This is a genomic window from Collinsella ihumii, assembly GCF_900046475.1.
Lineage (GTDB): Bacteria > Actinomycetota > Coriobacteriia > Coriobacteriales > Coriobacteriaceae > Collinsella > Collinsella ihumii.
Window position 1 is genome coordinate 1 of record NZ_FCOU01000033.1, and the last position, 1293, is coordinate 1293.

Genomic DNA, 1293 nt, shown 5'->3' on the forward strand with positions numbered 1-1293 from the left:
GAGCGCGAGGTGGCGGGCCTGCGCGCCGGCATGCGGCGCCTCGACGCGGCCGAGGGCTGGATCGTCACCATGGACGAGGAGGAGGAGATCGACGTCCCGGAGGGCGCGGTCCACGTCGTCCCCGCCTGGAGATGGCTGTTGGGGTAGCGGGGGCAGCTCAGACGGGCCCGGGCGCGGATAACCTCGGTTTACACTCCGGGGTATCGGTGCGGCGCCTCCGAATACGCGGAGGGCACCGTCGAGACGCGCCGGATCAGGATTGCCCGCCAGGCGGTCTCCGGCCAGCCCAACGCGCCGGGCAAGCGGTTCAGACGCGCGCCCGCACCGCAGCCTCGGACTTGCCATGCCGGGGCCGCGCTTGACCGACTGTCGGGCGCGGGCGCCGCCATCAAGGGTGCCGTTTGCGCCGGCCCTCCGCATCCTTCCGCCGCCATACGTAGCCGGTCAGACAGGTTCGCGGAGCTGCTCGATGAGCCCCTGCTCGGCGATGTCGCGGCGGGCGGACTCCATAAGGCGGCTGCTAGGCCGCTGGGATGCGCCTATCCCGTTGACGTCGGCCGCGGCGTCGATCTGCCTGAGCTGCTCCTCGGCCATCCTCAGGTCCAGGCGTCCGGTCTTCCTCGCGCCCTCCATTTGCTCCTCCTTATGCACGATGAATCACCGTCATGATGGCCGTATCCTCGTCACGGGTCAACGCCTGCCGTAGAGAGACGGGCGGGAGTTTCCGACGGTGCGGATCGATGCTCGGAGGACGGCATCGGTGATGCCGGCCCGCAGGGCGGCGCCTCGGGCCCCCGGCACCCGCCGTAAGAGAGTGCTGTGGACGGCTCGGGCAAGATGAACTGGCGCTTGGGGGGCGCTGGCCCGCTCTGGCAGAGCTTGACGGAGTTTGGCAGAGCTTGGCAGAGCCGCTATGCCCCGCCTCCGTAATCGTAGTGCCGGGACGGATCCGTCTTGCTCGTTCCGCGCCAAATGAGCGCACCTCGCTCCGAATGCCCGCGCAAGGAGAGGCGGAGACAAGACCGATCCGTTCCGGCGCTACGAGCCGGCAGACGGCTGTAAAGAGCTGTAAAGGGCTGTAAAGAGCTGTAAAGGGCTCTGCTAAGCCGGGGGACGCGCCTTCGATGCGCAGCCCCGGTCTCTCCCTCCCTTCCGTAACTGGCGACTATCTGTTCCTTACGGAAGGAGAAAGACGTATGACAGCTTGCGTCAACAGGAAGCACACTAAGAAGGTGGCAGCCGTCGTGACCGCGTCCCTGGTGGGCGCGCTCTCCCTGGGCGCCGCCCCCGTGG

At 68.2% G+C, this 1293-nt stretch carries 1 protein-coding gene; it reads right to left on the reverse strand.

From position 1 onward, the window contains the following. Positions 1-444 precede the first annotated feature (444 nt). A complete protein-coding gene (locus tag BN3789_RS12190) occupies positions 445-633 on the reverse strand; it encodes a hypothetical protein (RefSeq protein WP_066834760.1) in 189 nt (62 codons plus the stop codon). Positions 634-1293: the final 660 nt, after the last annotated feature.

Coding starts and splice junctions, on each gene's coding strand:
- BN3789_RS12190 (WP_066834760.1), bottom strand. CDS start 633: ATGGAGGGCGCGAGGAAGACCGGACGCCTGGACCTGAGGATGGCCGAG.